This is a genomic window from Paenibacillus alba (assembly GCF_013204855.1).
GTDB lineage: Bacteria > Bacillota > Bacilli > Paenibacillales > NBRC-103111 > Paenibacillus_E > Paenibacillus_E alba.
Window position 1 is genome coordinate 425,485 of the sequence record NZ_JABMKZ010000002.1, and the last position, 26,200, is coordinate 451,684.

The 26,200-nt window shown below is 45.4% G+C and carries 27 protein-coding genes and 1 other annotated feature; of the genes, 3 read left to right on the forward strand and 24 right to left on the reverse strand.

Going from position 1 to position 26,200, the window contains the following annotated elements; translation table 11 throughout:
- The 14 genes from HQN90_RS02075 to HQN90_RS02140 all read right to left on the reverse strand — a co-directional run bounded on the left by HQN90_RS02075 (window position 1) and on the right by HQN90_RS02140 (window position 11,910).
- Entirely contained in the window at window positions 1–906 is a 906-nt protein-coding gene (locus HQN90_RS02075; protein ID WP_173215969.1) for a YIEGIA family protein, read from the reverse strand.
- Entirely contained in the window at window positions 907–1,533 is a 627-nt protein-coding gene (locus HQN90_RS02080) for a YphA family membrane protein (RefSeq protein WP_173215971.1), read from the reverse strand.
- Window positions 1,534–1,687: 154 nt separating this feature from the next.
- Complete coding sequence (gene fni / locus HQN90_RS02085) at window positions 1,688–2,728, reverse strand: type 2 isopentenyl-diphosphate Delta-isomerase (RefSeq protein ID WP_173215973.1); 1,041 nt, start codon at window positions 2,726–2,728, stop codon at window positions 1,688–1,690.
- Between the two features lie 36 nt (window positions 2,729–2,764).
- Window positions 2,765–4,084: a 30S ribosomal protein S1 gene (gene rpsA, locus HQN90_RS02090; RefSeq protein ID WP_173215975.1), complete on the reverse strand. Its 1,320-nt coding sequence runs from the start codon at window positions 4,082–4,084 to the stop codon at window positions 2,765–2,767.
- 150 nt (window positions 4,085–4,234) lie between these two features.
- Window positions 4,235–4,816, reverse strand: a complete 582-nt coding sequence (locus HQN90_RS02095) for a lysophospholipid acyltransferase family protein (RefSeq protein WP_173215977.1) — start codon at window positions 4,814–4,816, stop codon at window positions 4,235–4,237.
- Window position 4,817: 1 nt separating this feature from the next.
- Window positions 4,818–5,501 carry a (d)CMP kinase gene (cmk, locus tag HQN90_RS02100; protein ID WP_173215979.1) on the reverse strand — a complete coding sequence of 228 codons (684 nt, stop codon included), beginning with the start codon at window positions 5,499–5,501 and terminating at the stop codon, window positions 4,818–4,820.
- A 139-nt stretch (window positions 5,502–5,640) separates the two neighbouring features.
- On the reverse strand, window positions 5,641–5,865 hold the full coding sequence (locus tag HQN90_RS02105) for a hypothetical protein (RefSeq protein ID WP_173215981.1): 225 nt from the start codon (window positions 5,863–5,865) through the stop codon (window positions 5,641–5,643).
- A 70-nt stretch (window positions 5,866–5,935) separates the two neighbouring features.
- Window positions 5,936–6,598, reverse strand: a complete 663-nt coding sequence (locus HQN90_RS02110; RefSeq protein WP_326071344.1) for a flagellar brake protein — start codon at window positions 6,596–6,598, stop codon at window positions 5,936–5,938.
- Between the two features lie 92 nt (window positions 6,599–6,690).
- On the reverse strand, window positions 6,691–8,067 hold the full coding sequence (gene ypeB / locus HQN90_RS02115; RefSeq protein WP_173215985.1) for a germination protein YpeB: 1,377 nt from the start codon (window positions 8,065–8,067) through the stop codon (window positions 6,691–6,693).
- Window positions 8,068–8,175: 108 nt separating this feature from the next.
- Window positions 8,176–8,331 carry a hypothetical protein gene (locus HQN90_RS02120; protein ID WP_167388004.1) on the reverse strand — a complete coding sequence of 52 codons (156 nt, stop codon included), beginning with the start codon at window positions 8,329–8,331 and terminating at the stop codon, window positions 8,176–8,178.
- A 68-nt stretch (window positions 8,332–8,399) separates the two neighbouring features.
- Complete coding sequence (prsW, locus tag HQN90_RS02125) at window positions 8,400–9,095, reverse strand: glutamic-type intramembrane protease PrsW (RefSeq protein ID WP_173216481.1); 696 nt, start codon at window positions 9,093–9,095, stop codon at window positions 8,400–8,402.
- 24 nt (window positions 9,096–9,119) lie between these two features.
- A complete protein-coding gene (locus HQN90_RS02130) occupies window positions 9,120–10,622 on the reverse strand; it encodes a DnaB-like helicase C-terminal domain-containing protein (RefSeq protein ID WP_173215987.1) in 1,503 nt (500 codons plus the stop codon).
- Window positions 10,623–10,739: 117 nt separating this feature from the next.
- Window positions 10,740–11,345, reverse strand: coding sequence for a genetic competence negative regulator (locus tag HQN90_RS02135; RefSeq protein WP_173215989.1), 606 nt, complete (start codon window positions 11,343–11,345; stop codon window positions 10,740–10,742).
- Window positions 11,346–11,592: 247 nt separating this feature from the next.
- Complete coding sequence (locus HQN90_RS02140; RefSeq protein WP_173215991.1) at window positions 11,593–11,910, reverse strand: hypothetical protein; 318 nt, start codon at window positions 11,908–11,910, stop codon at window positions 11,593–11,595.
- Window positions 11,911–12,073: 163 nt separating this feature from the next.
- On the opposite strand from HQN90_RS02140, the gene HQN90_RS02145 reads away from it, so the two are divergent.
- On the forward strand, window positions 12,074–12,928 hold the full coding sequence (locus HQN90_RS02145; protein ID WP_173215992.1) for a polysaccharide deacetylase family protein: 855 nt from the start codon (window positions 12,074–12,076) through the stop codon (window positions 12,926–12,928).
- Between the two features lie 47 nt (window positions 12,929–12,975).
- Here HQN90_RS02145 and HQN90_RS02150 read toward each other — a convergent pair whose 3' ends face one another.
- From HQN90_RS02150 to HQN90_RS02160, 3 genes are all read right to left on the reverse strand, one after another.
- A complete protein-coding gene (locus HQN90_RS02150) occupies window positions 12,976–14,631 on the reverse strand; it encodes a stalk domain-containing protein (protein WP_173215994.1) in 1,656 nt (551 codons plus the stop codon).
- Window positions 14,632–14,754: 123 nt separating this feature from the next.
- Window positions 14,755–14,958, reverse strand: coding sequence for a hypothetical protein (locus HQN90_RS02155; RefSeq protein ID WP_173215996.1), 204 nt, complete (start codon window positions 14,956–14,958; stop codon window positions 14,755–14,757).
- Complete coding sequence (locus HQN90_RS02160; protein ID WP_173215998.1) at window positions 14,955–15,566, reverse strand: CPBP family intramembrane glutamic endopeptidase; 612 nt, start codon at window positions 15,564–15,566, stop codon at window positions 14,955–14,957. Before HQN90_RS02160 ends, HQN90_RS02155 begins: the two co-directional genes overlap by 4 nt.
- 90 nt (window positions 15,567–15,656) lie before the next feature.
- Between HQN90_RS02160 and HQN90_RS02165 the strand changes: the two genes are divergently transcribed.
- Window positions 15,657–16,577 carry a hypothetical protein gene (locus HQN90_RS02165; protein ID WP_173216000.1) on the forward strand — a complete coding sequence of 307 codons (921 nt, stop codon included), beginning with the start codon at window positions 15,657–15,659 and terminating at the stop codon, window positions 16,575–16,577.
- Between the two features lie 37 nt (window positions 16,578–16,614).
- Here the strand turns inward: HQN90_RS02165 and HQN90_RS02170 are convergent, their stop codons facing one another.
- Window positions 16,615–16,938, reverse strand: a complete 324-nt coding sequence (locus HQN90_RS02170) for a rhodanese-like domain-containing protein (protein WP_173216002.1) — start codon at window positions 16,936–16,938, stop codon at window positions 16,615–16,617.
- A gap of 235 nt (window positions 16,939–17,173) precedes the next feature.
- Window positions 17,174–17,404: a binding site (T-box leader), on the forward strand.
- Window positions 17,405–17,477: 73 nt separating this feature from the next.
- On the opposite strand from HQN90_RS02170, the gene serA reads away from it, so the two are divergent.
- Complete coding sequence (serA, locus tag HQN90_RS02175; RefSeq protein ID WP_173216004.1) at window positions 17,478–19,058, forward strand: phosphoglycerate dehydrogenase; 1,581 nt, start codon at window positions 17,478–17,480, stop codon at window positions 19,056–19,058.
- A gap of 126 nt (window positions 19,059–19,184) precedes the next feature.
- Here serA and HQN90_RS02180 read toward each other — a convergent pair whose 3' ends face one another.
- From HQN90_RS02180 to HQN90_RS02205, 6 genes are all read right to left on the reverse strand, one after another.
- The gene (locus tag HQN90_RS02180; RefSeq protein WP_173216006.1) at window positions 19,185–21,077 is read right to left on the reverse strand and encodes an ATP-binding protein; all 1,893 of its coding nucleotides are present in this window, start codon (window positions 21,075–21,077) and stop codon (window positions 19,185–19,187) included.
- A gap of 1 nt (window position 21,078) precedes the next feature.
- Window positions 21,079–21,792, reverse strand: a complete 714-nt coding sequence (locus tag HQN90_RS02185; protein WP_079409625.1) for a response regulator transcription factor — start codon at window positions 21,790–21,792, stop codon at window positions 21,079–21,081.
- 37 nt (window positions 21,793–21,829) lie between these two features.
- On the reverse strand, window positions 21,830–23,089 hold the full coding sequence (gene ccsA / locus HQN90_RS02190) for a cytochrome c biogenesis protein CcsA (protein ID WP_173216008.1): 1,260 nt from the start codon (window positions 23,087–23,089) through the stop codon (window positions 21,830–21,832).
- Entirely contained in the window at window positions 23,086–24,753 is a 1,668-nt protein-coding gene (gene resB / locus HQN90_RS02195) for a cytochrome c biogenesis protein ResB (RefSeq protein ID WP_173216482.1), read from the reverse strand. The genes ccsA and resB overlap by 4 nt, the downstream gene beginning before the upstream one ends.
- A gap of 38 nt (window positions 24,754–24,791) precedes the next feature.
- Window positions 24,792–25,328, reverse strand: a complete 537-nt coding sequence (locus HQN90_RS02200) for a redoxin domain-containing protein (protein ID WP_173216010.1) — start codon at window positions 25,326–25,328, stop codon at window positions 24,792–24,794.
- A gap of 83 nt (window positions 25,329–25,411) precedes the next feature.
- The gene (locus HQN90_RS02205) at window positions 25,412–26,158 is read right to left on the reverse strand and encodes a pseudouridine synthase (protein ID WP_173216012.1); all 747 of its coding nucleotides are present in this window, start codon (window positions 26,156–26,158) and stop codon (window positions 25,412–25,414) included.
- Window positions 26,159–26,200 lie beyond the last annotated feature (42 nt).

Sequence of the window (26,200 nt, forward strand, 5' to 3'; positions counted from 1 at the left end):
TCAATTCCCCTTCCCTTTGTTTACTCCGGCTTCAGAAGGCATGCGTACTGCGCTTTCCAGAACAGGGACCCGATGAAGAGCGGTGGTCGTCTTCTCTATATCTTTCTCTTGCGAGAGCAGAAAAACGCCAATGGTTCCCGTATTCATATCCAGCTTCGCCATCGGTCTTAATGAGGGCTCGCCTTCATCGCGGTAAACGCCAAATAAGGTGGACATATCGTGAAGTATCGCCTGTCTTTGACCTAAATTCGCTAAGGTCACACGTGCATTCCGATTTTTGGGTTTGACCAGAAAACCGAGGCCGTGTTCAACAATTTTGTCCCTGCTATCCTTTAACCCGACATTCATGATGTAAATATTGCCGACAAACAAATCAGGTCCATCCATCCTAAGCGCGACCGATTCAATGTCAGCAATAGAGCCTAATTTATTGCCTGACTTGAAATAGTTAGCCATCCAAATTGACATAAGACCTGCTGCTATTCCCCAATACCATGGAAACAAGATACTGAACAACGAGGCCAAAAACGAGGTGAAAATAACGAGATAATTTCGCCCCTCGAACACCATTGCTATGCCTTCAATATATGCCGCACCTCTGGGGACTAGTTCAAGTTCATCTATTTTGGACAAGCTTTGCCGCTCCATATTGCGGACATCCCTGAACTGCTGAGCCGCTAGAGAAAGGAAGGTAACCGCCGTATAATTTTTGTCAAGCAAAGCCGGGACGGCCACTGCGCCTAATCCAGCCGCGATGACCCCCAAGGAGATATGAATAATTTTGCCATGAGGATAGGTAGGGTATTGCCGGTAATCGGTTCTGAGCATATTCAGCCTTGCGAGAATGCCAAATATGACCCCTATCACAATACCAATCGTGTAGCGATGCGAGTAAAACCAGTCCATTTACTTACGCCACCCTCCTTTGCGCTCCATCCAATTTCTTATCGCACTGCGGCATCCTTGATAGGCGGCTTGAACGATGATCGTCACTGTACGCGCTGCAAAGACCGACAACCACCACTGATCTTGAAACATTGCGTTCCCCAATTGATGATAGCCATTCACTGGGTGAATTCCCGCCTGGTACATATCACCAAGCAAATAACCAATGGATAAGGCAGCAATCTGATCGCTGGCTTTGCGCTGCAAAATAACAACGACCATTGCTAGCAACAATGCAATATCCCACTGCGAATTTCGCACGATGAGGATGGGATCCATTTCGAGCAGCTGCTGCAATAAGAAATGTAAAGATCCAAGAAGCAAACCGATGGATAGCAAATGAAGCTTATGTATAAAACCTCGAGTTGCATAGAGAATTCCCAGACTGATCAGAAAAACTTCTACATAAACCAACTGCACATGGACGTGGCGAACGGTTATTGCCAATCTGGATAAAACAAGCCATGAGACAAAAAAAAGAAGCATGCCTTTGTGCGATATCCTTCTGACATACAGGTCTTTCCAACCGCTGGCAAACAAGATCATCGTGATGCTAAGGAGAATAAGCGACAAATAACCGGAGTTCATAATCTAACCACCCTACAAGGCATAGGCTGCTCTGATGACATCATGCTGTCACTGAACTGCCTGCGGATCGTTCAAGCTCCTGCTCCGTCTGGCGGAGAGAAGCTCTATCTGATCCTTAGTATGGCAATATTCCGATTATTTACTCCGGTTGGCATTATCTTGCATATGAAGTTAAGTCGATTCCTCTGGCCCGGCACCACTCTGCCGTCTCACCCGTAATGACAACCGGGCTGTTCCCTAATGCTTGAACCGTATTTGTGCCTAAGGCTGTCATGATAAGTATAAGTCCATGATGAAGCTCGTCCGCAAATCGGTGCAGCGCATCCACGCCCTCGCTGCGCAGCACCTTCAGGAACGCGCCTGCCATTCCAACGGCTGATGCTCCCAACGCTAACGCTTTGGCTGCCTCCAAAGCGTTCGTAATGCCGCCTGAGGCGATAACTGAGCCTCGCGCATACACCGACAACGCCTCCAGAAGCGAGATGCTGGTCGGTGTCCCCCAATCGTTCAGCCAGTCCATCGCGGCCGGACGTCTGGCATTCTCAATCGCGGCGAAATTCGTGCCGCCTGAGCCTCCAACATCGAGCACACGGACGCCGATATTGTGTAATTGTCTGGCATTGTCCTTGGAGATGCCGAAGCCTACTTCCTTCACTATGACCGGCACAGGCACCTGCCGGACAATGGCTTCAATACGCCCCAGCATCCCGACAAAGCTGCGATCTCCCTCCGGCATGATGAGCTCCTGCATCACATTCAAATGAATTTGAAGCGCATTCGCTTCAATCATATCGACGGCTCGAACAGCTTGTTCCACGGAAGCCTCACTGCCCAAATTCGCAAACACGATGCCACTCGGATTCTCGCGACGTACAACTTGGTAGCTGGATGCCACCTCGCTGTTCTTAATCGCTGACATTTGGGAGCCGACAGCCATCGCCATCCCTTTCTCTCTTGCCACAATCGCTAGCTCGCGATTAATGCTTTCTGTTTCCTGAGCGCCGCCTGTCATGGCATTAATCAAAATCGGCGAACTCATAATGAGGTCGCCGATTTGGGTGGTTAATGCAATATGATCCGTCGAAGTCTCAGGTAGACAGTTATGCACAAGCTTGATATCTGACAGCCCCTGCTGCCCAGATTGACCAAGCTCCAGCGCGTAATGGACATGTTCCATTTTGCGTGAGATGCGCATCCTTATGGTCCCCCTAAGAAGTATGGAATCACTCTATTATTTTTTGAATTTAGCTAATTTATCGCCAAAGCGCTCGCCAAGTGTCATGGAAAGTCCTTGATTGCTCAGGGAAACATTCTCATTACCAGCGATTTCTTTTTGATGACTTGCGCTGTTACCGCGGTCACGATCGCCTCTTGGTTGTCTTTCTCTGTCTGGTTTGCCAGCTGTTGGAGCAGCTGCGCCAGCTGGAGCTTCTGGAGCATCTTCTGTTTCTTTGATACTTAGGCTAACACGTTTCTCAGCTGTGTTGATTTCCAAGACTTTCACTTGAACTTCTTGGCCTTCTTTCAACACTTCATGCGGAGTGCCGATGTGACGGTGTGCAATTTGGGAAATGTGCACTAAACCTTCAACACCAGGAGCTACTTCAACGAATGCGCCGAAAGCTGCAAGACGTTTCACAGTACCTGTAACGATGTCGCCAGCTTTGAAGTCACGCTCAACATTGGACCATGGGCCTTCTTGAGTCGCTTTGATGCTCAAGCTGATTTTATCATTGGAAGGATCAAGCTTAAGGATTTGCACCTTTACTTTGTCGCCTTCTTTGACTACGTCAGAAGCTTGTTCTACGTGGTGCCAAGCCAGTTCAGAAATATGAACCAAACCATCGATACCACCGATATCAATGAACGCGCCAAATTGCGTCAAACGTTGAACTGTACCGTCCAGTACTTGACCAACTTGAAGTCCTTCGATGATTTTCTTTTTGTTCGCTTCGAACTCTTCATCCAATACATCTTTTTGGGAAAGGATGACTTTGTTTTTCTCGCGATCGATTTCTTTCACACGCAGGCGCAAAGTGCGGCCTTTGTAAGAAGAGAAATCTTCAACGAATTGACGCTCAACCATGGAAGCCGGTACGAAACCGCGCACGCCGATATCAACAACAAGTCCGCCTTTAACAACTTCAGATACCGTTGCTTCAATAACTTCTTTGCTGTCTAATTGACCTTGCAATGTTTCCCATGCTTTTTCGTTATCGACTACACGTTTGGACAATACAAGAGTTTCTTTCGCATCGTTGATTGAAACGACTTTAAGTTCAACCTCTTGACCCAATTGGACAGCTTGACCCGCATCGTCCAAGCTTACGGAAGAAAGCTCTTTAACCGGGATAACACCATCGTATTTGTAACCGATATCCACGAAGGCTTGATCTGCGTCTACTTTAACGATTTTGCCTTTTACAGTAGCGCCTTTCTTAAGAACCGGCACATTGTTAAGTGCGTGTTCTGCTTCTGCTTGCGATACGGCTGTTTCTTGTGCTTCTTGAACTTCTTGGGTTTGATCTTCAACTTTTACTTCATCTGACATGGGATTACCCTCCTCTAATTACAACCAACAATAAATAATTTATAAGTCACAAAGCAGGATATTAGCTTCTACTCTGTTTCAAACAAAACAATAACTTCCATTCGCTTTAAAGATAGTATAATTCCAAGCTTTCGATTCCATACATTGTTGCTAACCTTTGCTATAAGCGGTATGTAACCGGCGAATTTCCTTCATAATGGCTTCGGTTGCCAGCTCCAAGTCTTCAGAGCTTCCTCCCGCATATGCGCTGAGATCGAGTGGCTTTCCATACACGATCGTCATGCGTCGGAATAACGTATAAGTGCCAATAATCGCTACAGGAACGACAGCAGCTCCGGATTTAAGTGCAAGACTGGCTGCGCCCTTCTTGCCCATGCCACCGGCGTTGTTGCGCGATCCCTCCGGGAATACGCCCAGCATGTTACCGTCGCGAAGCAATTGCACGGCAAGTCGGATGGATTCTCTGCTAACGCCACCGCGTTTCACAGGAAATGCGCCAACTTTGGCAATAGCGGAACCAAGGACTGGGATATCAAACAGCTCGGCTTTGGCCATAAAATGTACCATGCGCTTGAGCGGAGTACCTAGTAATGGCGGATCCAATAAGCTCGTGTGATTCCCGCAAAGCACAACGGCCCCATCTGCAGGCACATTCTCCGTGCCTATGGCACGCATACGGAAAAATACAGTGAACATGAAACGAAACAAGGCCCTGCCGATGCGATACAGCATCTTATTTGCCACCTCCGACTTTGTCTTTACAAAGCCCAAGTATTTCGTCCACAACTTCCTCAATGGTCATTGAGGTGCTATCCATTAGCACAGCATCATGAGCACGCCTAAGCGGTGATATCTCTCGATCTTGATCCAATTGATCGCGTCTAGCGATGTCTTGCTCCAGTTCGGAGAGAGTCATGCTGCCTGTGCCGCTTTCCTGCATTTCTTTGAAACGACGCTCGGCTCGTTCCTCCACGCTAGCTGTCAGAAAGACCTTGATCTCTGCATCCGGCATCACGTGTGTGCCAATATCCCGGCCATCCATCACAACACCCTTGGATATAGCCATTTGCTTCTGCAGTGTTACAAGAAGCTGACGTACAGCTCCATAGCTTGCGATTAAGGAAACATAGTCCGTAATGGCCGTTGTGCGAATTGCCTTCGTCACATCGACACCATCCACGATCACTTGCTGTCCTTCTTCGCGAGGAATAAGCTCAATCTGCATGCGATTCGCCATAGCAGCTACTTCATTTTCTTGTTCAGGTTGCAGCCCTTCATGCTGTACTTTCCATGTTACTGCTCGATACATGGCTCCTGTATCCACATAAACGAAACCAAGTGCTCCGGCAACTAACCGTGCAATGGTACTTTTACCGGCTCCAGCAGGACCATCTATGGCAATATTGAACTTTTCCAAGCTGCTGTTCCTCCCAACAATACTTTACAGTACCTTACGAACAAAAAAGCAGGCACTGCCTGCTAATTAATTCAAATTATATCACACTACTATGGTATATGCAAAACTTGGACCTATGCAAGAGAGCACTAGAGTGTCTTTAGGAGCGCTCTTCATCGCCTGAATGAGGCATTATATAAGGCTTTCCCTCCAACGGCTCGACACGTGTAAAATGTTTGCGAATATACGGAATTTGCAGCAAAGCCTGCGCACAAATCAATAAAATGAAAAATACGAGCGTTGTCCGAATGATCACTTTCTCTACTTTGGCAGAGAAAAGGATAAACAGCTGCTCGTAGGATTTATGTTCTTGTTCCGAAGACATGAGACGCCTCACCTGCTCGCATAGACATATTTTCTGCTAGTATGTCCATACCTTGAGCTTCTCATGCCTATTATCTTTTGCGGAAATCCATTTGTCTTTCGAAGCAAAAACGAATTAATTTTTGACGCTCACGATCGGCAATATCAACGAACTTAACCATCGCCAGCTGCTTGCCTGATTCGAGCTGCTTGATACGAACGATTTCACCACTGAATGGGATATGTTCAATATTGCCATTTTTGAATGGCGCCAGAATCCAGCAGGAAATAGCCGCATTCATCCCGATGGGAACTTGTCCATCACAGATAAATGAGATACCTCCTCCGCTTACATCGTCGGTAACACCGATAAACTGAATTTGGTCCGACATTTTCACGGCAATTTCAAGCTCAGCAAGCACCCGCAGAAAATTTCTGCGCTGAATTTGCGTAATCGATTCAAGCGTTGGTTTACGCAATTCGACTAGACGAATCACGTCTTCCCTATACCCGACGACAGAAGTTGTGAAGTAATACTTCACGCCCCCTTCCCCTAAGAAAAACGTACTAAGCTCATCACCTTGATACAGCTTCTTAAGTTTGCCTGTCTTCTCATTCAACGGAATTTCTATAACTAATTCATTTTCCGTAACATCAGCAATTCGGGATTTGTATTCAATTCTGGCCTCTTCATCATCAATGCTATTAATATTCATATGCAAAATCTGGTTGACCTTGGGAAGCAATTTCTGCACCTCCGTGAGATAATATGGCACAATTATACCACGCCACTTTAATTATGATAGCAAAAAAAAAGAAGCTGGGGGATAAACCAGCTTCTTTCTCGCTATTTCTTAGCTGCACCAGAGGCAGCCTCTGCCTGTTCAGGGCGGATCGTTTCAATTTTCTCCTGTCCGCCCAGATCGGCATTCATATAAACACGATAAATGTTATTGTTCATAGTACCGATGAATTCGTGGCACAGCACTTCTTCATCTAAGTCATTTTTGATAATCGCCAAAGTCTCGCTAGTCACCTTCATATTGGGACTGAGCTGTTTGCGGGCTTCCGCCGCAGAAATCTTAGGTTGGCCCAAGTTTCGCTGCTTTTGGCCATAAATATAATCCGTAGCCTGCACACCCGTTACTTCCAGCGTATCCAAAGCAACCTTAACGCTTACTTGCTGCGGATAGATGGTCACATCCTTTTCGCGCTTGGCGAAAATAATATTAGCGGTGTTCTGATATTGATCATAACTCACCGCACTCATATTTTTATATTCATGTTGATCTAGAAATTCGTTGGCAATATCGCGTGCTTGTCTAAGATCAAACTTCGAAGCTTGAACAGTTCGCGGCTTCATAAAATAGATGAGATGCCCGCCCTTTTTGGTGAAATCCAGCTGGGTATCATTTTCATTGCCCTGAGCAGCCGGCAGGATGACGCTAAAGCTTTGAAGTTCTGGCGCGCTGCCGCCATTCTCCACCACTTTCATAGCCGCAGTATCGCTTACTCCAAGAAATGTAGCAGCCTTCTGTTTAATTTCATCGGCTGTCATGTTATTGCCGGATAGCATTTTCACATCATTTTTGGAAAGAAGCGTTAAATTGCCTGGACCCCAATTTAATTCTTCATAAGCTCCAACTTTTTTATCAACGCTTGAGAAGCCATCAATGATCGCATTATCACGCGTTTCCTTCTCGGAGGCCAAAGCCATTTCCACATCCATCCAACGCAGATTGTTTGCGATGACTTTATCCTGGACGCCGCGAATTTCCTTCGTAATTTCCGCAGAATGATCGTACAGTGCTGACAGCGTTTTGATCTCCTGTTCATTAAGCGGCTGCTTCGTCATATCCCGAACCGACATGCGATAGGAGAAATTAGCCATATTCGCCAAGAAATCCTCGGTCTTGTTAAACGGCAGCAATGTTAATGGAAGCTGTGTAATATCGCTTTGAGCTTGGCTTGTTAACCGCCAAACATTGACCAATCCTTTTCGATAAGAAGGCTCCGACGTCGCATTCACGGCCAGCGTATTGCCGAGCTCGGTGTGGAGCTTGTCTACGTGGAAGGATAGATCATGGAACGCTCTCTGATATTGATTTTCTGCTTTAATCAAAATCGTATTCTTCTCCTGGTGCTCTAAGTACCCCCATACAGATGCGCCAATTACGGCTAGCAAAAGGAATGGAAACATAACAATACTTAATCTTTTATACACGCGACTGCTCCTTTCATTCCCAAACTTGCGCTTAGTTTTTACGTGGAAAGTCAGGTTTATGCAGAAATGACAACAAAAAGAGGCCTATTCTGAAAGAATGGCCCCTCACTAATCTTCTGTTTCTATTTCAAAATCATGCTCATTGCTGCAAATGCATTGCCGGAATCCCGTTTCGATCTTCCCTTTATCCCTTTTGCCTTTCAGCACAAACTTCTCGCCGCATTGTCGACAGCGGATCTTCACTTTCACTCGTGTTGTGGACATGTATACCCTCCCGGTCGTCCCTGGCTTCTTCCAGGAATCGCCATCTATACCGTCCATTATGACCCAATTTAACTGACTTTAATCTTCTCCTCCGTCGTCACGACGCGAAGCGGAGAATGGGCATTCGCGCGATCGACACGCCAGATGGTCCGCATCCAGAGATAACCCATGACCGGAATCATAATCCAAATCCAGTTCGATTTGAAAACAAGTAAAATATAATCAAACAATCCGTGCCAGAATATCGGCAGCAGCAGAGAGATCCACAAATAGCGTGACGCCTTATGCGGAATGAATTTGGCTTTGCCCAAATAGTAGCCCATCATTACCCCAAACAGAGCATGCCCGGATACTGGAAGCAAGGCGCGGATCATTAGGGCTGAGAAGGATGTGGCGTTCAGAAAAGCATAAATAATGTTCTCCAACGTCGCATACCCCAAGCTTACCGCAACTGCATAAACAATTCCGTCGTAAGGCTCGTCGAAATCTTTGTGCTTGAAAATAATATGATAGATGACAAACCATTTTAGAAATTCTTCAATCCCGCCAGAAAGGAAAAAAGCGGTGATAAAATTACCTTCGCCTATTTCCTTGATAAAAGCGTTTTGCAGCACCATCGTGGGATATACAAGCAGAAAACCGAACACGAACATTCGAATGACCAAATGAATCGGTTCCGTCTCATATCGGTCCTTCAGATAAAAGTAGGCAAGCAGCGAGAGACCTGGCGCTACGGCTGCCAGAATAATCGGCAGAATTTGCAACATACAGTCCCCCTTTTTAATGAATTATTCTGTAAATAGAGCACGATCATTATGAAAAATAAGCGGGATATTCCCTATCGTTCCGTTGCGATTCTTCGTCAAAACAAGTGAAATGGCCTGCTGCTGCTCGTCATCCGACTTCATAGGCTGCATAATCATAACCACGTCAGCAGATGCCTGCACGCTATCAGGAACATTATCTTGCCCCTGTTCAATAGCTGTCGCAGCGATGATGGGACAATTCCATTCCCTTGACCATTGCTTAAGCGTATAGGCAATAGCAGCCTGCTGCTGCTGCCAGGTTAGCGGCGACTTCCCATTCGTTACCGGAATGCGCTGCAAATGATCAATGAAAATAACCGGCTCTTTGCCAACGTTAACGGCGATTCGTTCAATAGATGCTGCCACTTGATCAAGCGTAGTATCCATCGTACATTCCACCATCCAAAGCATCTTGCTTATTTTTGCATACTGTTTATTCGCTTCAGCCACCTGCTCAGGGTCAACTTTCCCTCCAAGCACTTTCTGCGGTTCTACTCCTATAATACGTGCAATGCTGCGGGACCACAACTCAAAATTCGTCATATCCCAGGATACAAAAACAACCGGCGTTCCGTCTGCAGCCAACTGATCCGCGATTTGTTTCAACAGCATGCTCTTGCCAACAGCTCCAACACCGGCAAGCAAATAAAGTCCATTCCCAAAGCCACCGAAGAGCTGCGTGTCCAACTTGGCAAAGCCTGTACGCAAATTAGCTACTTGGCCGCGGAATCGCTTCATATATTCTTCCAAATATACGGTACTATTCTTAATATCCGGCGCAACGGGAGCCAAGGTAGCTTCCTCGACAGACTGGCTGACCAGCGATAGAAAAGTCTCCGCCGGGTTCTGGGCTCTTACAAACAAATCATTAATATCCCGAATTGTTTCGGGTAAACTAATAATATAGGTTTCATTCCCATGTTCTCGTAAAAGGGCTTCTATTCGCGTGGATTCCCTGCGGCCGGATTCATCATTCCCCATGCAGATATAGACACGTTTGTCAGCAAAAAGGGCAAGGTGTTGTTCCTTGAATACTCCGAAGTCTGGCACACAAATAGCCGGCACTTTGACCTGATTCAATGTTAAGACATCAAATATGCCATTGCATAATACGACTTCATCCGATTCTTCCAAGGCCGAGTAATTAAACAGATATTGATCCAAGCCGTATAAAGCTTTATATTTAGGCTCCCTATTGTCAATAGAACGTCCAATGAGATCAACAATTTCTCCTTCATAATTACGAATCGGGACAATTACCCGATGCTCAAAGTAATCTCCAAGTTGATTCTGATCTACATAGAAACCAATCTTCCCGATTTCAAAGCCCATGCGATATTGCTGCGCGGTTTCCTCCGTGATGCCCCTTTTATGCAAATAAAAATAAGCCTCTTCTCTCATCTGCTTCTGGTAATAGCCTAGCAAACCGTCCAAATCCACAGCAGCCAAAGTGGGCACCAATTGTTTGCGTTCAATGTTTGTCATGTAAGTTCCCCCAATGCTCTCTCTAGGTAGCTGCTTCAACTAAAAAAAGCACCAACAAAAACAGTTGTTTTTGAAGATGCTTGTTTCATTCTACAATAAAAAAGCAAGAATGAAGGATTATTTGAAGTGTCGGCAAAGGACCTTCACAGCATCATCTGCGATAATGGTCTTCCCATACTCCTCCAGTACTGCTTGCGTAACCGAGGCTGCTTCTCCAAATTCAGACAAGAATGCGATTAACGCTTGGTACTTCGTATCTTCGAGATCTACAGGCTCAAGCTGCAAGATATATTTCCCTTTGTAAGAATACAGGGTACCGCCTTCCATCAGAAGGGGATTAATTACTTTGGATACACGCAACAGATCTTCAAAATCTCGGAATGCGTAGGAAATCAGATCGCTTTGTTCAAGCGTTACTTCCATTTCATACACTTCTTCAGCTTCTTGATCGTCATATGCGTCTGAATTCGCATATAAATCAAGTTTTCCTCTGGTTACAATAACAACCATGCCTTGCGCCGGAAGTGCAAATACTTCGACAGCAAGTGGGCCGGACGGGTCAAATCCGAGCTCGGAATAGGCTTGATCCATCATTTCACTGAATAATTCGTGTACTTTGGGGATTTCTCTCCACATATCGTCCTTTTGAATTCCGCGTTCAGTTAAGTCATCGAATGTTAGGAAAATCCGTATCTTATCCTGACTTAAGCGTTCTATTTTCATGATAGGATCCTCCTTTGAGCTTTCCGACAGGAAAGCTTGCATCGAAAGCATGGTCATCTTATTACAACAGAATATGATAACAAAGAAAAAAAGGTGAGTCCGTGAGCACGAATTGGACATGTATCCTTTAATCGTTTTCACCTACCATGTTAACATTAAATGATTCCAAATGCACGCGTTAAGTTATGTATAAAAGAAAAAGCACAGCCGGCCCCGTGGGTATGCCTGACTGCGCCTTAAGCTTGCTTTATTGGATGTTTGATGTATTTTCCTTATTTTCGCTTAAGATCTCGTTTACCGTAGCTTTCAAGCTAGGATCCTCTTTGACGATTTTCTCCACTTGCGTCAAGTTGCTGGCTCCCGAATTCGTGAAGCTTTTAGGTGCTGTGGAGGTGCTGTTGAAGGTTTTACTTGTGAAGGTATCCTTCGCTTTATCAACTACTTTGCCCATGGATTCACTGGACGAACTGAATGCTGAGAACAACATGGACTTGCTTTTACGATTCAGATAGACGACCGCTGCAGCACCGGCAATACCACCTAACAAAAATGTACCTATTTTCATTGGGTCTCCCTCCATGCAAATTAGTATGAATCCTCTATAGGTTGCGCGAGTTCGTTCGTCGACATACGCCAAATCAGGAGGAAAACAAAGGAGATATGAGATCATCAAAATGTGGTACTATAAGATGAGATCAACTAGTTATCAACATGAGGAGAACCTAAAAATGACAACAAATAAAGCCAGTGTATTATTAATTAGTGTCATGATACTGCTTGCAGCATGCAGTAATAATCAGCCCAGCAAAGGCCCGGCAGCGGCTGCAAGTTCATCTTCCGTGCCGGCAGCAACAACGGTGACAACCCCAACTCCAGTACCTACGCCAACTGCAACTCCGACACCAACGCCTGAGCCTACGAAGCCTGTTCAACAAGAGGTTAAGAAGGAATATCATATGAACAAAAATTATGATATTGTGCCTAACGATCCGAACGGGAACAAAAAAGTGGTCCTCTTGACCTTTGATGACGGTCCCAAAGAACAAGAGATGAACCAAGCTCTCATTGACACGCTAAACAAACATAAGGCGAAAGCCATCTTCTTCATGAACGGATACCGAATCAAGCAGAAGCCTGAGCTTGTCAAGCTGGTTCACGATAGCGGAAACATCGTTGGGAATCATGCGTGGGATCACGATAATTTAAAAGATATGAACAAGGAAAAAACAGATCAGCAAGTGGACGATGTACAGAAAATCGTTAAAGAGCTGATTGGAGAAGCGCCGCAATTTTTCCGACCTCCATTCGGATCCGGCAATGATTACCTGAAAAACAAAATCAAGAGCAATGGGATGCTCTATATGACATGGTCTAACGGTTCTCTGGACTGGGAAATGACCAATAAAAAAAATGACTCCGGCAAAGTCATTGAGAACGTCATGAAGCAGCTGCATAACGGAAGCAATATATTGATGCATGAGCTGCCTTGGACGGTGAAAGCGTTAGAAACCTTGCTGACGCAGCTTGAAGAAAAAGGCTACTCTTTCGTAGATCCCAATGCCATAGAACTTGAAATGAGATAAGAAAAGCCTTGCAAATCCACCAACGTGGGCATGCAAGGCTTTTTCGTTTAATACTTAATTGTTACTGTTCTTGTACTTTCTTCATAAGCCACGTTCGCGCCAAGTGCCTCTGAAAGCAATCGGACCGGAATCATCGTTGTTTCATTAATAAGAAGTGCCGGGGTTTGAGTTACCTTCTCCACCCCATTTACGCTGAAAGCACTGCGATTTGTGTAAAAGAGAAGATTTTTATCCCCTTTTTTGTAAACAGCCGCCTTCAATTGATCATTCCATTCCACCGTTGCGCCAAGCGCCGCGGCTAGATCACGAATATATAAATAAGAGCTGCCATCTTGAATGTAAGGCTTCTGCTTCATCGGGAAAGGAACTTGATCAAGGGTATAGGAATTTCCATTTAACCCGAAAGTCACGACATGTGCTCCGACTCGAAAAGGCTGGGCCATCTGCGCCGCATAGGCAGCCGCGTCCGCATGAAGCTTAGCCACGCCTAAACCTGCGCTTGGTTCCGTATGGAACGTCCATTCTTTTGAGAAAAGCTTTGTCGTGCCGTCTTCCATTACTGCGGATAGCGTCATTTTGGCTTTATACGTACGATCAAATGCAAGCGGCTTATCCGGCATTACAATAACTTCATTTGTCAAATGATTGTCGTTGCTTGAATCATTCGTGAGCAAGGTCAACGTGGTCCCGCTTTCATCCCGTATTTCGGCATCAACCAAGGTAACCTTCTTCACACCTTGGCCGTTCACAGCAGCCATAACCGGGTATCCCACTGGATAGTTCAAGCTTGAATGGATGCGCAGCGGATCAGGGGTTTCATGTCCGTCAAAATTCGTTGGCACATAACTATCATTGTTGCTTGGAGAAACTACAAGATCTGGCGAACCGCCATCTGCGAAGCCGAACTCAATGACATGATAATCACCAGCTCGGAATACGCCTATTTCATCAAGATTTGGCGCCAAAAAGGGAGAACGATGGTATGGAGCATCAAACAGGCTGTCAATTGCCTCAATAAGAGGCACCGGATTAGAGGCAACATCTTCACTGCTGGCTCTTGTGTATCCGATATATTGCGCTCTTTCCTTTAACGAGTTGCCGATAAATCCTGGCAATGCCGGGTTCTCATCGTGCAGAGAGACCGCGGTTTTAATGGGATCTATTTTATTTTGCAATAAATATTGGGCATGCTTCTGAGCTACGGTATTCAGCCCATCGCTGAATTTCACTTTGGAAAGTCCAAGCTTCAGTCGATAATCATTAATGGCTTGAAGTCCGTCTTCCTGTTCTTTGGTTACAGTTGAAGCTAAAGAAACCGCACTTTTGCTCACAGAGAATGACCATTCGATTTTAATTGGTGAATAGCCTTTGAATTGAAACTCCATTTTTGCTTGATAATTACCAGACGACAAATCGGATTTGGGCACATAATCGTATTTCGCCGTGGTCGGATCATAATTGACGGCTACTTCTTCCCCATTGACATAAAAGTGATAGCTTTGCGGTGTCATTCCATCACTGAATGTCACGTTAAGACCAATAACGGGACGTACAATCCCCACATTTCCTTGCGGGTAATTCAAGTACTCGTACGTCAGCGCATAGGCCGGCTTAGCCGTCCAAATAAAGCTGGGTACAAGAAGAAACAAGATGGCTACAAGCTTAACATAGGAAATCCATCTCGGTGTTTTCAAGTTCATCATCTCCCTGAATCTCCTCCTATAAGAAAGTATAAACAGCAAAAAAAGCTATGAATCTATCATAGCTTCTCAGGTGCCATTATTCAATATAGTTCGACATAGTTCGACAGTCCCATTTTTATAGGTCTATGAGTAATACTTAATCCCCCAAACGGTAAGACCGATGACAAGAATAATGAAAATCCAGAGTAGGGAGAGGTAGAAAATGCTAGTCCACTTTCCTTGCTCAGAAGGATGCACCACTTTGCGTGGCGGTAAATAAGTTTCATCAACTGGCATCTCCTCCGACCTACGATTAGACCGTAGAGGCGTGTTTCCTTCTACATTCATACGCTCTGCTCTTCCTCCTCCTTGCTATAGCGAAGTATGCAGCCCATCACAAAATCAATAATAAAATGAGCAATAATAGGCGTCCAAAGACTTCCTGTTTGAAGATAAATCCAACCAAGTCCATAACTAATACTAAAGACCATTCCTGTCATTAACCAGTGCTGTAAGTACCGAATGTGAATAGCCGCGAATAAAATACTCGTCCAGTAGGGTCCCCAAGCGTGCTGAATGGCTCCTCGAAACAGCAGCTCTTCGCAGATGGCCACAATGAGAGAAATAAGCGCAATATGCCATATCGCCCTTTTGCCAAACAACATTTCATTAATGCCGCCGTCATCAGACACTTCTTTCGGTACCCATCTTGAGATCAAGATGTCGACACCAAGCACGACCAATGCAAATATACTTCCCCACAGTGGGATCTTCCAACCGCCCTGAAATGTGAACATGGAAAGAATATTTGAATTGCTCTGAAAAAATAGGATGATAATTCCGATAATAAGCGTAAGCACTTGGGTTATGTACAGATTAAGCAATAAAGTTCGGTCATTTAATTCATTCATATCAACTTTGCCAAAACGAATGTTCTTGAAATCGAATTTTTTCATGGATGCTGCCTCTTTTCGTGACATATTCCCTTTTAAAGCTATTTCCCCTATACTAAGTTAAAAGAAAAAGAGAGAATAAGGAGCTTGATTATGGATAAGCGTCTTACCCGCACAGATTATTTATTCGCCCTCATGTTTATCTTTATGCTTGTTTGTACCCTTGGCGCCTTTTTCTACGGTTTAAGAGTCGGCCAGGAAAAATCAGATCAAAAATATGACAAAATATTAAACGCTGATAAAGCGGTCGTTCAAGAATTTGGAGCCTACGATCAACAAGTACTCGTATCATATTACCATACCATCTTTTTGCCCTTTAGGGAATTTCAGAATAAATGGTTTGAACTGATGAGTCAAATTGAACTTGGCAACTCTACTGTTGATGCTTCCGCAGTTCTGAAGGAGCTGTACAAGCTTGCAGATGAGAAATACACCGTCTTGCAAGGCAAGAATATGCCAGCCTCCTCCCCCTTGCTCGTTCAGTCCCATCAAGGTTATCTCAAAAGCTTAAAGCTTTTTGCAGATACCCTCAAAGGATACCAAGGGAAGGCCAATGGATTAAGTGGCGGTCAACTGCTGGATGCTATACAGAAAGACGCTTACTTCATTGAAGCAAAAGCTCAGGCCTTGACTGCTCAGAAAAATTACTTTGATTCGATTGTCGCTTGGAACGGTACCATCGATCCGGATATCGAGAACTTCGATCCGAACAATAATGCCAATTTGGATCAATGGCGTGCCATGAACATTAATGTTAAGAATCTTTATATCACAACCAAATTGCTCAAAAATAAAACGTTCATCCCTTTTTATCCGCAAGACCTCACGATTCGTATTGATGAATTCATTGCCTCCGGACAAGCCAAGAAATTAAACGTCAACGACGTAAATCAAACGATAGATCTTCTGATCAGTACGAATGCAGTTCGATCGGGTGACTTCGTCAAGGGAAAAGCCAAATGGTATCCGAATGCTGATCTGCCTCAGCTGCCCTTCTTCTCCGATGTGAATTAAATGAAAAGCCGTGCGCTGCTGCGCTCGGCTTTTTGCTTTAATCGTATTGGAAGCCGCGAAGCATCGCAATTGCTGCCATGCCCCCATCCACATTAATGACACGTTCAATGCCATTCTCCTGTAAATACTCCGCTACCCGGTAGCTTCGCACGCCATGAGCGCAAACCAGATAAATATCTTGATCCTCCGGAAGCTCTCCGATTCGCGGAGGAATCTGCTGCATAGGAATGAGCTTCGCTTCATCCAGATGATAATATTCCCACTCATGCAGTTCTCTAACATCAATAATGACACTATCTTTAAGTGCTTGCTCGTTCAGCAGGTCAAGAAATTTTTGCGGGTGAATGCTGGATATTTCCATCTTTTTACTTCCTCTCCTACTCTAATCAATACAATACATAATATCCTGTAGAATAGCGAAAATCAGGCTAAAATACAAGCAAAATGACATTGCTTTCTGTTCCCGATTGCATTAAAATAAACAAAAAGCTTTGAATCCGTTTGCACTAAAATCATTTGTAACTTTCCTGTAAAAATGATTCGACATGTATTGACACGATTTCAAACGCATGGTAATCTAATGAAAATTCTATCACAGTAAAGCGTTGACGGAGCCAAGCAAATAAAGTAGCTTTCAGAGAGCCGATGGCAGGTGAGAATCGGCAGCGAATATTTGCGGAGCACTCCAGAGTTATTGCATTGAATTCAAGTAGATGCAATCGGTGCGGAACACGTTACAGTTCCAGGTCGCAAGACCAATTGAGGCTACCCGTGCGAATGGGCAGCGAACTAGGGTGGTACCACGAAAGCAATCTCTCGTCCCTTGGCTACAGACATGACATGTCTGTACCTGAGGGCTGGGAGTTTTTTTATGTTCATATTCTAAGGAGGAACCGAATTATGTACAAAGTTCTAGTATCCGATCCAATTAGTGACATGGGAATTCAAATGCTTTATGATGCAACCGATGTAGAAGTTGTTAAACAACCAGGCCTTTCTGAAGATGAACTTATTGCAATCATTGGTGATTATGACGCCCTACTCGTTCGCAGTCAAACGAAAGTAACAGAGAAAATTATGAGTGCCGGCACGAAGCTGAAGGTCATTGGCCGCGCTGGTGTCGGTGTCGACAATATTGATTTGGAAGCAGCTACCAAACGCGGGATTATTGTCATCAATGCTCCAGACGGGAACACAATTGCTACTTGTGAGTTGACGTTCGCAATGATGATGTCCACAGCGCGGATGATTCCACAAGCTTACAAAAAAACCGTTGGCGGCGAATGGGATCGCAAATTTATCGGGGTTGAGCTTCGCAACAAAACGCTGGGTATTCTCGGCATGGGACGTATCGGCAGTGAAGTTGCCAAACGCGCAAAAGTATTCGGGATGGAAGTTATCGGTTACGACCCTTTCCTAACGGAAGAACGCGCTGAGAAAATCGGTGTTACGCTTGGGACCGTCAATGAAATTGTTGCCAAAGCTGATTTCATTACTGTGCATACACCACTGACACCTGAGACGCGCCACCTTATTTCCAAACCACAATTCGATATCATGAAAAAAGGCATGCGCCTAATTAACTGTGCGCGCGGCGGAATTATCGATGAAATGGCAATGGTCGAAGCTATTGATCAAGGCATTGTAGCTGGAGCTGCTTTCGACGTGTTCGAAGTTGAGCCTCCGCAACACGATCACCCTTTCTTGAACAATCCGAAAATTATCGTAACTCCTCATCTGGGTGCTTCCACGATTGAAGCGCAAGAGAACGTTGCGATTGACGTTTCCGAGGAAGTTCTTCACATTCTGCGCAACGAGCCTTTCAAAAATGCCGTTAACTTGCCGCCGGTACCAGCGAATGTGTTGAATAAGCTGCAGCCTTATTTCGGACTTGGCGAAAAAATCGGTTCGATTCTTGGTCAAATCGCACAAGGTGCTGTTTATGAAATCGTCGTTAACTATGCCGGTGATTTAATTGATGTCGATACAAGTCCATTAACTCGCTACATTGTAAAAGGTGTGTTCGAGAATCAGCTCGAAAGCATCAATATCGTGAATGCGATGCATTTGGCGAAATCCCGCGATGTGAATATCGTGGTTCAGAAATCAAACACTTCCAACAGCTTCACCAACTTGGTCACTGTTACTGTGAAAACAAAACAAGAAGAAAAAACACTTGCAGGTACTTTATTAGCCGGTTACGGCGAGCGTATTGTTCGTATCGACCAATATCCGGTGGATTTCGCAGCTGAAGGCAACTTGTTATTAATTTCCCACAACGATAAACCAGGTATTATCGGTCGCGTAGGTACGCTCCTAGGAACGAACAACGTGAACATTGCAACGATGCAGGTAGGACGTAAAGTGATCGGCGGTTCCGCTATCATGGTCTTGACGATTGATAAATCCGCTCCTGCCGAAGTACTGGAAGAGCTGACGAAACAAGCAGAAATCGTGAATGTAAGAGCTCTTACGGTCTAAGTTTATCGACGAAATCACAAAGTGTTTCACGAACAACAAGATTTTGTCTGAATATTCTACAAAAATAAAGGCGTTTGCTGAGAGATCTTCTCGGCAAACGCCTTTTTTATGTCGAAATCCGTGAGATCACGTTAATTTGGGTTCACAAGGAAGGAATAACGTAAATGTCGTTCCCTGTCCAAGCGTACTTTGTACGGTGACGCTGCCATAATGGGCTTCTATAATGTTTTTCACGATAGCAAGCCCAAGTCCTGTTCCTCCCGATGAACCACGCGTACGGGCTTTATCCGCCTTGTAGAAACGTTCAAAAATGAACGGCAAGTCTCCCGCAGGTATCCCCTGCCCCTCATCGGAAACCTCAATCCGAATCGCCGGCTTATTTTTGTAGACGGCCAGCTCTGCCTTCATCCCAATACGTGCCTCCGAGGCCGTATGTCGGAAGGCATTATCGAGCAGGTTCGTCAGCACCTGCTCGAGCCGGTCCTCATCTGCCCGCAGGAGGATGAGGCGTTCGTCCGGCAGCTCGCTGCTTAACGCGATGCCGCGCTCTTTGGCAAGCACCGCGAATTTGCGGTGCATGCGCTTGATCAGGGAGTCCACCTCGACCTCCCTGAACACCAGCTCGAGATGGCCGGCTTCCATCCGCGCCAGATCGAGCAGGTCACGGACGAGGCGCCCCATGCGGAGCGACTCGTCGTGGATGACCTGCACCAGCTCCACGCGCTCCTCCGGCGTGGAGGGAATGTCGTCCAGCAGGGCTTCGCTATAGCCCTGCAGCATCGAAATCGGCGTACGCAGCTCATGCGATACGTTCGCCACGAAATCTTTGCGCAGCTTATCGAGCCGTTCTTCCTCCGTAACATTACGGAGGACGGCAACGGCGCCGCGCACCTGATCTCTTGTGTAAAGCGGCGTCATCGCGACAGACCAGACGCCATTCTGTACATGAAGCTTCGTTGCCGCTTCCGAGGACTCATCCACAACCGCTTCAAACAGAGGAATCAGCGGGACAGGAATCGGGCTTGAGTAGGGATTGCTGAAGCTCGTCAGCCCCCAATCGCCAAGCGCGGTATCCTGCTTTCGGAAGCGCTGCGTTTCCTCGTCATCTTCCGACCATTCAATTTGGCTCCACTCTTGCACAATCTTCTCGCCTTGCGGATTCGTCAGCATAACAGAACCATTCGCATCCAAGGTTATCACAGCATCCGTCATACTGCGCAAAATGCTGGATAAATGCTCTTTCTCCTGGCTAAGTGCGCGAATGCTCTCTTGCATCTTCTCGCCCATGTGATTAAAGGTTTTGGCGAGCTCCCCGATCTCATCCTTTGATTGGATCGGCACGCGAGTGCCATACTCGCCCATAGTGATGAAATCTGCAGCTTTTTTCAACTGCTGCAGCGGTCGAGTAATTCGAGAAAATAAGAAGAAAGCGAAGAAGGTCGTCATCAGAAAGCCGACAATTGAAACATAGATAAACAGTTTAAGCATATACGTTTGCGTAGCTTCTAAGGATTGCAGGGATTGATAAATCATCGTAGCGCCCACAATGCCGCCTTGCAGACTCCGCAGCGGAACCGCTACGACAAGATAATCGCTGCCCAGCTTGAATTTCTCTTTGCCTGGCATATTCACCGGCTTGGCTATCGTTTGACCCGCAAAGACAGGACGAAGCTCAGCTGCTGTATAAAAGTCCGAGACATGAAAGGTAGCTAATTCACTGCTTTTGGAGATCGGCAGGTCCATCTCTTTCATATCCGTCGAAATGATCAGCATTCTCGCATCTTGGAAGCCTAACAACTCATTGCTCAGCTGATAGAACTGTTCATTGAACATATGATTAGAGGCTTCCTCCGAAAACTTGAGGGCCAGCTTCTCCATGTTGTGCTTCTGATCGTTAGCCTGAGAGAAGTAATTTTGCATGTAACTGATAAGAAAAAAGCCTAGTATGAGCAGAACAACCCCAACTAAGCCGATAATCGTTAACCAAAGCTTCCCAACAACACTTCTGAAAATAAACACGTTATTTAGGCACCTCTAGCTTATAGCCTACTCCCCATACCGTCGTAATCATTGCTGCAGCATCCGGGGAAACTTTGTTTAATTTCTCACGAAGTCGTTTCACATGCGTATCCACTGTTCGCAAATCTCCAAAAAACTCATAGTTCCATACATCCTTCAAGAGCTCCTCACGCGAGAACACTTTATCCGGCGAAACCGCCAAATAATGCAGCAGCTCATATTCCTTCGGCGTTAAAGCAACTTCCTGGCCTCCAGCTGTTACACGGTGGGCATCATGTTCAATAATCAGATTAGGAAATACGATATTATTGCTCGAGCTTGCATCCTTGGACAAATACGCTGTCGCAGAGGAGCGGCGAAGAATCGCTTTCACCCGATAGATCACTTCGCGAGGCGAGAACGGCTTGACTACATAGTCATCCGCCCCTACTTCAAAGCCGCTTACTCGGTTCGTTTCTTCCCCTTTGGCCGTAAGCATAATGACCGGTGTTGATTTCACTTGGCGGAGGCGGGCACATACTTCAATCCCGTCAATCCCCGGCAGCATGACATCCAACAAAATTAAGTCAAAATCGGATTCTGTCGCCATGCGCAGCGCCGTTTCACCATCTTCGGCTTCTTCGATGATATAGCCTTCTTTCTCCAAATACATTCGCAGCAGTCTGCGAATTCTCTCCTCATCATCCACAACGAGTATGCTGGCTTTCATTTCCATGGAGCTTCACATCCTTATCTAATTTAGTTCTACTGATTTATACACCTGCATAGGAGTGCAGACCTGCAATGACAAGGTTTACCCCTACTAACGTAAACATAACCACAATAAAGCCAATAACCGTTAACCATGCTGATTTCTTCCCTTGCCAACCTTTGGAAAGACGCAGATGAAGAAATACCGCATAGAAGAGCCAAGTAATCAAAGCCCAAACCTCTTTGGGATCCCAGCCCCAGAAGCGGCCCCAAGCCTCTTGCGCCCAAATCATCGCGAAAATTAAAGCACCTAATGTGAAAATCGGATATCCGATAGCAATGGCGCGATAACTGATTTCATCCAAGTCCTCGGCATCCATCCCTTTTACAACAGGACCAATGGCTGCGCCTAACGGTTTGCGAGTAACCAATCGCGCTAAGCCATACAAGATCAGTCCTCCAAGCACAGACCAAATCACCGTGTTGAGCTTCCGTCCAGCGCTTGCCCCTTCCATCCAGGACGGAGCTGCGAATAATGGCTCCTTCATTCCTAAGAATGGCTTCATCTCAACAACATCCATGCCATGAGGTTTCACGATTGGCGGCAATACATAAGTTTCGTTCTGAATATTCGTTTGTTGTTTCCCTTGCGCGTCCGTAACAACCACTTGCTTCGAGAAAACAGCCTTATAGCCAGAGCCGTTGAATGTGAAGATGGAAGCAATGAAAGCAACCAGCATCAGAATGAAAAAGAGCGTAAGCTCCACGCCTCTTTGTTCGCGTTTATCGACTTTGGTCTTCCCTGAGTAATCAACAGCACGCAGCAGATACATTAATCCGCCGGCAAAGCCTACGCCAAAGAATGCCTCTCCTGTCGCTGCCGTTGTCACGTGAATTTTAAGCCAGTAGCTTTGCAAGGCCGGAATTAACGGTTGTACTTCACTTGGAAATACGGAAGCATAAGCGATAATGATAAAACCAATCGGCAATGCGAAAACACCAAGTACCGGAGTCCGGTAAATCAGATAGACAATCAAGAAGGCAAACATGATCATCATACCCAAAAAGGTCATAAATTCGTACATATTGGAAGTTGGGATATGACTGCCTTCAACCCATCGTGTGAAAAAGAAGGTGACATGACAAGCAAATCCGGCGACTGAGGTTAGAAAAGCGACAAATCCCCATTTCTTGGTATGTTGTTCTGGATCGCGATTACTCCATTTCCTTCCGGTGATAGAAAGGACAAACAGTAAAAATGCGGCCAGGTAAACGAAAAAAGCAATAAGTAAAAAGGTGCTGCTGACTGAATTTACATTCACCCTTGATTCCCTCCGGTGTCTAATGATTTTGGTGAAACTTCCAAATCGTTCTTCTTCAACGCGGCTGCGACTTCATTGCGAAGGCCAAACCAATTCTTATTCGTATGCCCGCCCAAGGTCAGCTTGCCATTGTCAATCCGAATCCAGATCCGGCGATGCTGCCAATAAAAGCCCATAATGACCCCGATCATGAATATCGCAGATCCTACCCAAATATACGGCATCGCTTTGTCCACGCGAATGTTCAAGTAGGTCGTATAGTTTGCGAACTGCACGCCTTCCATGCTGCCTACAGCAAGCTTTAACTTTTGACTAATAGCGCCGTTAATGGTGTCTTGAGAGAATGATTCTTTATCTATTTGCCGAGGGAAATACATATAAGGTTCACCGTTGGCAGAAAGTCCTGGACCAGTGATGCTGAATATAAATGCAGGCGCTTTCGGTTCATTGGACAAACTGATCGGCTGACCTTTTTCCAGACCAAATTCTGGGAAATACCCTTTTAACGTCAGCTTATAAGGTCCTACTTGATACGAATCCTTCGGATTGTTCATTGGCAAGTCAAAACTTCCGTATGATTCGCCTGTCGTCGGGTTGCTTAGCGTAGGCCTGACAGAAATGAGCAGCGGTGTCGATTTGTAGTCAAATTGATACGCTTGCAATCCATTGTAATCAAGAGGATGGTTCACCAGAATGTTGCCTTTATGTACCTCTTCCAGAACAGGCTCTTTATCCGAATCTTCGCAATTAGCCGAACAATGATACAAGACCGCTTGCGTTTCATAGGTTTTGGGAACAATTTGCCCCTTGGCCTTAATACTTTCCGGCAAGTCTTTCTCATCGTAAAGCTCTAAAGTGAATTTCTCATTTTTGATAAAATAAGACGTATGTGGAATTTGCTTTGTTTCGCCTTCCAGAATGCCCATATATTGATCCATATGCCAACCTGGAATACTCCTCATCAGGACACCTATCAGGAAAATAATGAGACCTATATGATTAATATAGGGACCCCAGCGGCTGAAACGGTACTTCTCGGCAAGAAGCGCCTTGCCGTCTTTGTCTTTATGTATGCGATAGCTTTTTTTGCGCAAAATGGCGCCCAGCTTGCTTGTCCAAGCTTCTTCATCGGTACTCGCAGGAAGATCAGCCGTAAGCGTAACTTTTTGGCGAGTAAGGAAATTCAAATGCTTGCGGATTTGCTGTTTGGACAAGGCGCGGTACAAAGGCAGTACGCGGTCCAAGCTGCAGATCACGAGCGATGTCCCAATCATGAACAACAAAGTGATGAACCACCATGAATTGAACGTATGGGAAAAACCAAGCACATGATAAATGGTACCCAATGTCCCATAGTTCTCCGAGTAATACTGCGCAGGGTCCATATCAAGGAACGTATTTTCTTGTGGAAAAATAGTTCCAACAGCGGAAGCCACGACAGTAAAGAAAATAATCCATACCGCTATTTTAACCGAGGAAAAGAAATTCCAGACTTTATCCAAAATTGAAGGATTGGATTTCTGTGAACGGCGAGCCATTCCGTCATAGCGCATTTCCAGTATATCTCTACCATCTATATCAATCAGCGGATTTCCACATGATTCACAGAGTGTAGTTCCTGTGGGATTTTGATGCCCACAATCGCATTTGGTGTTGTAGAACAGCATGTTGACCTCCTGAAAACTTCAAGCGTTTAATCGGTTTAAGACTTATTGGCAACAAGCTTACCTAACGTTTCATCAATAAACGATTCGGTCATCTGGCCTATTTTTTTGACAACAATTTTGCCATCAGCGCCAATAAAGAAGGTCGTCGGGTAATCCATGACACCGTACTGTTTACGTACAACTTCTTTGGCATCCAAGAGAACTGGCAAACTCAATTTGTACTGCTCCATGAAACCTTGGACGGTTACTTTATTCTTGTCGACATTAACTTCTAGAAAAACAACGCCTTGCTTGCTCCATTTTTCATACTGCTTTTGCAGCGCAGGCATTTCTTCCTTGCAGGGCGGACAGAAAGTACCCCAGAAATTGATCAAAACCGGCTTGCCCTTGTAATCCGATAATTGATGGTTTTGTCCATCTAAACCGACCAAAGTGAAATTCGTCGCTTTATCCCCTTCTTGCGGATACTTTTTGCTGCTTGAAGCCGACAAATTCGTAATAATGGTAAATACGCCAATAATAAGCACAATTGCAAATATCGCAATCTGTACCCATTTCTTTCTTGCACCCACAATTTATCACCTTCGCTTTTTCGACAATGTTAGTAGTTCCTAACTGGGTAATACCTTTATTATAACGAAAAGAAGGCCAATTCTTATTGGCCTTTTTGAACGTTATGTGTCGTGAGAGCCTCGTTCCTAAGCTCTTCAACCTCTTTGGGCGTCAAGTGGCGATACTTCGCTCTTGGCAAGCCAGTCAAAAAGATTGGACCAAATTTGATGCGTTTCAACTTGATAACCGGAAAGGAAATCGCTTCGAACATCCGTCTGACTTGTCGATTCCTGCCTTCGTAGATCGTGATCGTAATAATGGATTCATTCTTCTCCATATTCACATCCGCGTATTCAACTTCAGCTGGTGCCGTAAGTCCATCCTCTAACTGTATGCCCGTTTTTAGCTTGTCTAATAACGTGCCGTGCGGAACGCCTTTGACTGTAGCTTGATAAGTTTTAGGTACATGATGCTTCGGATGCGTAAGCAAATGCGCAAATTCGCCGTCATTTGTTAAAATCAGTAAGCCTTCCGTATCATAATCCAGTCTTCCAACCGGATAAACGCGTTCTCTGATCCCAGGCAGATAGTCTGTTACAACCTTGCGTCCTTCTGGGTCCGTTGCACTTGTAATAACGCCCTTGGGCTTATTCAAGATCACGTAGATTTTCTTCTGTTGGCCAATGGTGCGCCCATCCACCTTAATTTCATCTTCGTCCGTGTTCACTTTCACGCCAAGCGTAGTGACGACTTCGCCGTTCACTTGAACTCGTCCGGCTGTAATAATTTCTTCACATTTCCGTCGGGAAGCTATTCCCGCTTCAGCCAATACTTTTTGCAGTCTTTCCATGATCCGCTTTCACCTCAAGCTAATGATAACGGACTTACCTCT